Annotated in this window: 7 protein-coding genes; 5 read left to right on the top strand and 2 right to left on the bottom strand. The window is 57.3% G+C overall.

The genetic code is table 11. The annotated features are described in order from the left end of the window. The first annotated feature begins 712 nt into the window (after positions 1–712). The 5 genes from ACIGHL_RS06640 to ACIGHL_RS06620 all read left to right on the top strand — a co-directional run bounded on the left by ACIGHL_RS06640 (position 713) and on the right by ACIGHL_RS06620 (position 5507). Positions 713–2044, top strand: a complete 1332-nt coding sequence (locus ACIGHL_RS06640; RefSeq protein ID WP_128120666.1) for a TRZ/ATZ family hydrolase — start codon at positions 713–715, stop codon at positions 2042–2044. A gap of 143 nt (positions 2045–2187) precedes the next feature. Continuing rightward, the gene (gene ubiG / locus ACIGHL_RS06635; RefSeq protein ID WP_128120656.1) at positions 2188–2886 is read left to right on the top strand and encodes a bifunctional 2-polyprenyl-6-hydroxyphenol methylase/3-demethylubiquinol 3-O-methyltransferase UbiG; all 699 of its coding nucleotides are present in this window, start codon (positions 2188–2190) and stop codon (positions 2884–2886) included. Next, positions 2886–3536, top strand: coding sequence for an N-acetylmuramic acid 6-phosphate phosphatase MupP (gene mupP, locus ACIGHL_RS06630; RefSeq protein WP_128120655.1), 651 nt, complete (start codon positions 2886–2888; stop codon positions 3534–3536). Before ubiG ends, mupP begins: the two co-directional genes overlap by 1 nt. Before the next feature lie 90 nt (positions 3537–3626). Further along, positions 3627–4367 carry a YciK family oxidoreductase gene (locus ACIGHL_RS06625; RefSeq protein ID WP_128120654.1) on the top strand — a complete coding sequence of 247 codons (741 nt, stop codon included), beginning with the start codon at positions 3627–3629 and terminating at the stop codon, positions 4365–4367. Between the two features lie 207 nt (positions 4368–4574). Further along, positions 4575–5507, top strand: coding sequence for a GGDEF domain-containing protein (locus tag ACIGHL_RS06620; RefSeq protein WP_128120665.1), 933 nt, complete (start codon positions 4575–4577; stop codon positions 5505–5507). 82 nt (positions 5508–5589) lie between these two features. On the opposite strand, the gene rluB is transcribed toward ACIGHL_RS06620, so the two are convergent. Both rluB and ACIGHL_RS06610 read right to left on the bottom strand, forming a co-directional pair. Further along, positions 5590–6720: a 23S rRNA pseudouridine(2605) synthase RluB gene (gene rluB / locus ACIGHL_RS06615; protein WP_128120653.1), complete on the bottom strand. Its 1131-nt coding sequence runs from the start codon at positions 6718–6720 to the stop codon at positions 5590–5592. 124 nt (positions 6721–6844) lie between these two features. After that, complete coding sequence (locus ACIGHL_RS06610; protein WP_128120652.1) at positions 6845–7495, bottom strand: bifunctional 4-hydroxy-2-oxoglutarate aldolase/2-dehydro-3-deoxy-phosphogluconate aldolase; 651 nt, start codon at positions 7493–7495, stop codon at positions 6845–6847. Positions 7496–7509 lie beyond the last annotated feature (14 nt).

The raw sequence follows: 7509 nt of genomic DNA, 5'->3' as shown, positions 1-7509 counted from the left end.
CATGGGTTTTGAGAAAACCCTAAACTTGGCTCAGCAATCGCAATCTCTTCAAAAGGTCACCCTCAAGAAGAGCACTCAATGATTTCTCGTTGAGTGTTTGTGATGCTGATAATCTTGCTGACTACCAGTCTTACCTCACAAGCACCCACACGAATTGCTTGATTCAGTTGTTAAAGAGCGTTTCGATCAAGTCTTTCGTCTCAACCGAGGCCGCGCATTCTACAGCAGCCTTGTTTCTCGTCAAGCTGTTTTTGAAGAACTTTTTCTTTCTTCTCAAGCGCTTGCGCTTCCGATCAACCTAGCGTCTCTCGTTAGCGGGAGGCGAATCATACAGCGTCTAAAACCGCTGTCAACCACCTCTTTCAACCGCTTCCGATCAACCTGACCGAAGCCACTAACAGGACTCAACCACCACCCTGCCAGCCCGGCGCATTCTACTCGAATTCGCCACCCGTGCAACCCTTTATTTTTGCTAACTCCTTGATTTACAAGAGGTTTCGCTAAAGGCCTGCGCCGGAGAAGGTGCGCATTATAGGCACTCAGATTCTCACGTCAACCGTTGTTTTGAGCTTTGTTGATTATTCACCTGCTGGGTCTGGCGATCGTGTTCCTATATAGATGTAGAGGCTTCAAAGTCTGCCCAGGCTTTCTTCAAACCGGGGTCGACAGGCTTTACACTCAGCCCCTCGTCTCTATGTATCCGATGATCCATATGCCCCACACTTCTGCCGAGCCGCTCGACCTCTTGCTATTTCCGACCTGGCTCGTCCCAGTCGAGCCAGCTGGTGTTGTGCTGAAGAACCATGCGTTGGGAATCCGTGACGGACGCATCGTGCTGATAGCACCCCGAGAACACGCCGGACAGCACGTGGCCAACGAGACGCGTGACCTTTCCGGAATGCTTCTTGCGCCAGGGCTTGTAAATGCTCACGGCCACGCAGCTATGACCCTTTTCCGCGGTCTGGCTGATGATCTACCACTGATGACCTGGCTGCACGAGCATGTCTGGCCGGCAGAAAGCAGGTGGGTCGACGAGGCGTTTATCAAAGCAGGCACCGAGCTGGCTATCGCGGAACAGCTGCAGAGCGGGATTACCTGTTTTTCTGATATGTACTTCTTTCCTGAGGTCGTCAGCCAACTCGTACATAAACACGGGGTTCGCGCGCAAATAACGATTCCGGTTCTGGACTTTCCTATTCCTGGGGCCCGCAACGCCGACGAGGCGCTTCGTAAAGGTGTTGGGCTGTTCGACGACCTCAAACACCATCCACGCCTAAGTATCGCCTTTGGCCCCCACGCTCCCTATTCGGTCAGCGACGATAAGCTGGAAAGCATCCGGACATTGGTCGCAGAAATGGACATCGGCATACATATGCATGTCCATGAGACTGCACATGAGGTGGAAGAAGCGCTGAACCACTATGGTGAGCGCCCGCTTGCACGCTTGGCGCGCCTACAGCTTTTAGGGCCTCGCTTCCAAGCCGTGCACATGACCCAGGTAAACGACGACGACATTGCTCTGCTGGTCGAACATAACTGCAGCGTGATCCATTGCCCTGAGTCCAACCTGAAATTGGCCAGCGGTTTTTGTCCTGTGGAGCGTTTGTGGGAAGCTGGCGTGAATGTGGGCATCGGCACTGATGGAGCGGCCAGCAACAACGATCTCGACCTGCTGGGAGAAACCCGCACCGCGGCACTGCTTGCTAAGGCCGTTTCGGGATCGGCGGCCGCTCTTAATGCCCATCGCGCGCTGCGTATGGCCACGCTCAACGGTGCACGCGCTCTTGGGCTGGACGATCACACCGGATCGCTCGAGATCGGGAAATTCGCGGATCTAGTGGCCTTCGATTTATCGCGCCTAGCACAGCAGCCCGTTTATGATCCCGTATCCCAACTTATTTATTCCAGCGGCCGAGACTGCGTGCGTCATGTCTGGGTTGCCGGTAAGCAACTGCTCGACGACCGTCATCTCACCCGCATGGACGAGGAGCAGCTCATCGCCACCGCCCAGGAATGGGGAGAGAAGATCAGCTCAAAACACTGAGACGGGGCTACCCTCAGTTTTAACCACCGCGACAAACTGACTTACACGAAGCGTTTCAGTAGATGTCCCGCATCTGACCGAACCTGGCAACATGGGCCTCTGCTGCTCAAGCTTCCCCCTCAGGCTTATAAATGGAACAGACAATGAGCAACGTCGATCACGCCGAAATCGCCAAATTCGAAGCTCTCGCACATCGCTGGTGGGACCGCGAAAGTGAGTTCAAACCGCTGCACGAGATCAATCCGCTCAGGGTCAACTGGATTGATGAGCACGTATCGCTAGCCGGCAAAAAGGTCCTGGACGTTGGCTGCGGAGGCGGAATTCTCAGCGAAGCCATGGCTCAGCGCGGCGCTACGGTGACGGGCATCGACATGGGCGAGGCACCCTTGTCCGTTGCCCGTCTGCATTTGCTTGAGTCAGAGTTAGAGATCGAGTACCGGCAGATCACTGCTGAGGCCTTGGCAGAAGAAATGCCAGAGCAGTTCGATGTAGTGACATGCCTTGAAATGCTCGAGCATGTCCCTGACCCCGCCTCGGTCATTCGCGCGTGCCACAAGATGGTAAAGCCTGGTGGACAGGTGTTTTTTTCAACGATCAACCGTAATCCGAAGGCCTATGCGTTCGCAATCGTCGGCGCGGAATACGTGCTGCAACTGTTGCCGCGTGGCACACATGATTATCGCAAGTTCATCCGCCCATCCGAACTGGGCGCCTGGAGCCGCGAAGTCGGGCTTCTGGTGAAGGACATAATCGGCCTGACATACAACCCCCTGACGAAGCACTACAAGCTCTCACCTGACGTGGATGTGAACTACATGATCCAGACACTGCGGGAGGCCTGATGCGTCTGCGCGCAGTGTTATTCGATATGGACGGCACGCTGCTCGATACCGCTCCGGACTTTATCGCCGTGGCTCAGGCTATGCGCATGGCGCGCGGCCTAGATCGTGTTCCCGATCAACAGGTGCGTGACGTCGTTTCCGGTGGTGCCCGGGCGATGGTACTCAGCGCTTTTGACGTCGACCCGCTTTCTGATGAGTTTGAGATACTCCGGCTGGAGTTTCTGGAGCGTTATCAAGGGCACTGTGCCGTTGAGAGCAAGCTATACGAAGGGATGGCAGAACTACTGAGCGAGATCGAGCAAGCAGATCTGATCTGGGGTGTGGTCACCAACAAGCCGGTGCGTTTCGCCGAGCCGATCATGCAGCAATTGGGCCTGGCCTCTCGCTCCGCTGTTCTGGTCTGCCCCGATCATGTCAGCCAGAGTAAACCCGACCCTGAGCCTATGCTGTTGGCCTGTAGCCAACTCGACCTCGACCCTGCAACGGTCCTGTTCGTTGGGGATGATCTTCGCGATATCGAGTCCGGCCGTGCAGCAGGTAGCCGCACGGCCGCCGTGCGTTACGGCTACATCCACCCCGATGACGATCCGGATACCTGGGGCGCAGACGTGGTGGTGAATCATCCGCTCGAGCTCCGTCAGTTTCTCTAGCTGCGAACGCTGGACTGACCCTTCTCAGCCATCACTTTCTTCCGACAACCTTCAGTGGGCAATTACCCCGCTCTGTTTATGAGGCTTCAGATGTTCGAGTACTCCGCCCGTCCCGACCTGCTCAAGAATCGGATCATCATGGTCACCGGCGCAGGGCGCGGAATTGGCGAAGCCGCCGCGAAAGCCTACGCAGCACATGGAGCAACCGTCCTTTTGCTGGGTAAGAACGAGGACAACCTCAACCGTGTTTATGACGACATTGAGGCAGCCGGCTGGCCTCAACCCGCTGTGATACCGCTCAATCTGGAAACGGCCTTACCGCACCAATACGACGAACTTGCCGCCACCGTTGAACGGGAGTTCGGACGGTTGGACGGCCTGCTCCTTAATGCCAGCATCGTCGGCCCCCGCTCACCGATCGAACAGCTGTCAGGTGACAATTTCATGCGCGTCATGCAAGTGAATGTCAACGCAACCTTCATGCTAGCCAGCACCCTATTGCCTCTGCTGAAACTGGCTGATGACGCTTCCGTGATTTTCACCTCCAGCAGCGTTGGCAGGAAAGGACGCGCCTATTGGGGCGGATATGCGGTCTCTAAATTCGCCACCGAAGGCTTGATGCAGGTGCTGGCCGATGAGCTCGAGGGTACCAGCTCTGTGCGCAGCAATAGCATCAACCCAGGTGCGACCCGTACCGACATGCGCGCAAAAGCCTATCCAGGGGAGAATCCCGAAGTGAATCCATTGCCCGCGGAAATCATGCCTGCCTACCTGTATCTGATGGGCCCCGATAGTCAGGACGTAAATGGGCGGGCATTTGACGCCCAGTAGAATATCCAGCAGCGGCGCCTGTTTACTGGCGCCGCTATGGCGGCCTGCATGTCAAATTGGCATCAGTCCGCCGTTTCGCTGGCAACCTGTTGCCGCCGGATTCGCCATCATTTACCTAACCAACTGTTTTTATTAGATATTTTAAGTTGGCATCATATTCGCTATAGAACCTCTATCAACGCAGGCAGCGTTCTGAGGTTCACTCCCATGCTGGCAGATAAGCAGACCCCTTCTACAATCGATATCGGCACCGCGCGCGTTCGACGGCTGGACATCAGTTTCAGCAAAACATTGTCGACGGACCAACATGGCTTTTCCGAGCGGCTAAGGCTACTGACGCTGCGTTTGCAAACCAGCTTGGAGCTCGACCGCCTGCTAGATTTCTTTTTTGAAGAAGTCAGCAATCTGGTTCCACTGCGAGCCCTTTCCTACAGCCACTCCGGCACCGACTTCCAGCTTCAAATAGGCGAAGCCAACGGCTTTGATGTCAGCTATTCACTTTCCCATAGCGGAGATTGCCTTGGCGAACTGTGCCTGTTCAGCTCGCAGTACGTACCCGACCCTGTCTTGGAACAACTGGAAAACGCCCTCGACTGCCTGCTGTTTCCATTGCGCAACGCATTGCTTTACCGACAAGCCGTTCAAGCCTCGCTCAAGGATCCGTTGACCGGCGCCGGTAACCGCGCGGCGATGGTTCACGCATTGTCGCGAGAGACCGAACTGTCCCGCCGCCACAGCCAAGCCGTGTCGGTGATCATGTTGGATATGGATCATTTCAAGCGCCTCAACGATACCTACGGACACCAGGCCGGAGACGCCGCCCTGAAAGCCACCGCGCTATTGCTCAAGGAGCAGTTGCGCAACGTCGACATGGTGTTCCGCTTTGGTGGCGAGGAGTTCGTTCTCGTATTGTCCAACAGCGGACCGGAGGCTGCGGCCGTTGTGGCCGAACGGATCAGAGCCGCCATTCAAAACCTATGCTTGCTGGTCGGAGACAAACAGGTCCGGCTGTCGGCCAGCCTTGGTTGTGCGACCCACCAGCCTGGCGAGTCACAGGACGATCTGCTGCGTCGCGCCGATCAAGCCCTTTACCAAGCCAAACAAGACGGACGCAATCTGACGCGCGTGGCCTCGGCGTAGCGAAATTATCCGCGGGTCAAACAAACAAAAAAGGGCGAGACCTAATGGCTTCGCCCTTCTTTTTTCGCTTTACGCTATGCCGTCATGGCCGCTTGGAGCGATCACCACGCCCGAAACCAGGACGCTGACCGTCAGTAGCTGCCGGACCACCGCGCTTCACCGGTGAGGGTTTGCGATCTCGGCCCACAGCACTTGGCCGCTCCGCCACGGGTGTACCGCGGCTTGGTTTACTGCGCTCATCATTGTCGCGCGGCTTGCGTGCAGGTTTATCACCGCGAGCGCCCCGGCCGCGACCTGCATCCCCAGCCACATCAGCTTCATGGGAAGAGCGCAACACGCGAGGCCGACGGTCCCCACGTCCGATTGGCTTGGCCACCTTGCGCTGCATGCGATCAAGCTTGTCCTTGGTCTTGGCTTTCATGCCTGGCAGCGCCACTGACTTGAGGCCAACCTCTTCGCTGAGGATATCGACTTCGCTCTGGGACATTTCGCGCCAGCGCCCCATCGGTAAGTCGGAGGTCATGAACACCGGACCAAAGCGCACACGCTTTAGACGGCTGACCACCAGCCCCTGGGACTCCCACAAACGTCGGACTTCTCGATTACGACCTTCCATCACTACGCAGTGGTACCAGTGGTTGAACCCTTCACCACCCGGCGCCTCCTGGATGTCTGTGAAACGAGCCGGGCCATCTTCGAGCATGACGCCCGTCTTCAGTCGCTCGATCATCTCCTCGTCGACCTCGCCACGCACCCGCACCGCATACTCACGGTCCATTTCGTAAGAAGGATGCATCAGACGGTTGGCCAGCTCGCCATCGGTGGTAAACAGCAGCAATCCAGTCGTGTTGATGTCGAGACGACCGATGTTGATCCAGCGCCCCTCTTTCGGACGCGGCAGGCGATCGAAAACCGTCGGGCGACCTTCCGGATCGTCACGGGTGCAAATTTCACCATCGGGCTTGTTGTAGATGAGCACGCGGCGAACTGTTTCAGCCGCTTCTTCTCGCTTGAGCAAGCGGCCATCGACCGCAATGGCGTCATGCAAGTCGACACGCTGTCCGAGCGTCGCTATGGATCCGTTGACCTTGACTCGGCCAGCCGCGATCCAGTTTTCCACGTCGCGTCGCGAGGCAAGGCCAATACGGGCCAATACCTTCTGCAGTTTTTCGCCGTGGGCAATATGCGGGGTTGTATCTTCGTGTTCGGTCATCTGGGCACCTCCCGGTGTGGCAGTTCCGATAGAAAGGCCGCGCACTATACGCGCAACGGAATGCTGAAGCACGAGAAGGTTAGCAGCCAGATAGGAGGCGCGCCCGGCGCGCCTCGATTTGCGGTCAGCCTTTGTTCAACGAGGCCAGCGCTTCAGCCGTGGCTTGCTGAATGGCCTCCCAATCGCCGCTTTTGAGCGCGGCACCATCAATCATCCAAGTCCCGCCGACACACATGACATTCGGAAGCGCCAAGTACTGCGCCGCGTTGTTTGCATTCACGCCGCCCGTTGGGCAGAAGCGCACATCGGCAAAAGGTCCACCCAGCGCCTTGATGGCGGCGACCCCGCCGCACACTTCGGCCGGGAACAGCTTGAAACGTCGATAGCCGAGCGCGTAGCCGCGCATGATGTCGGATGCATTGCTGATACCGGCCAGCAGTGGCACGGAGCAATTGACGCCAGCTTGCAGCAGTTCGTCGGTGCAGCCCGGCGAGACGATGAACTGGGCCCCGGCCGCCTCGACCTCGTCCATCATGCGCTTGTCCAGCACTGTACCCGCACCGACACAGAGGTTGGGCCGCTCCTGGCGCAAGCGACGAATGGCGGTAAGCCCATGCGCAGACCGTAGAGTGATCTCAAGGGCCGTCAGCCCACCAGCAGCGAGTGCATCGGCCAGCGGCAGGATTTGCTCTTCGCTGCCAATGGTGATCACCGGCAGGATGCGAGCTTCGGTACAGATCTTCTCGATCAGCGCGTTTTTCTGGTCCATGGTCATGGAAAAGTCCTCGG

The organism is Pseudomonas sp. NPDC077451 (assembly GCF_044543345.1).
GTDB lineage: Bacteria > Pseudomonadota > Gammaproteobacteria > Pseudomonadales > Pseudomonadaceae > Stutzerimonas.
This window is presented reverse-complemented; position numbering and strand designations above follow the sequence as displayed.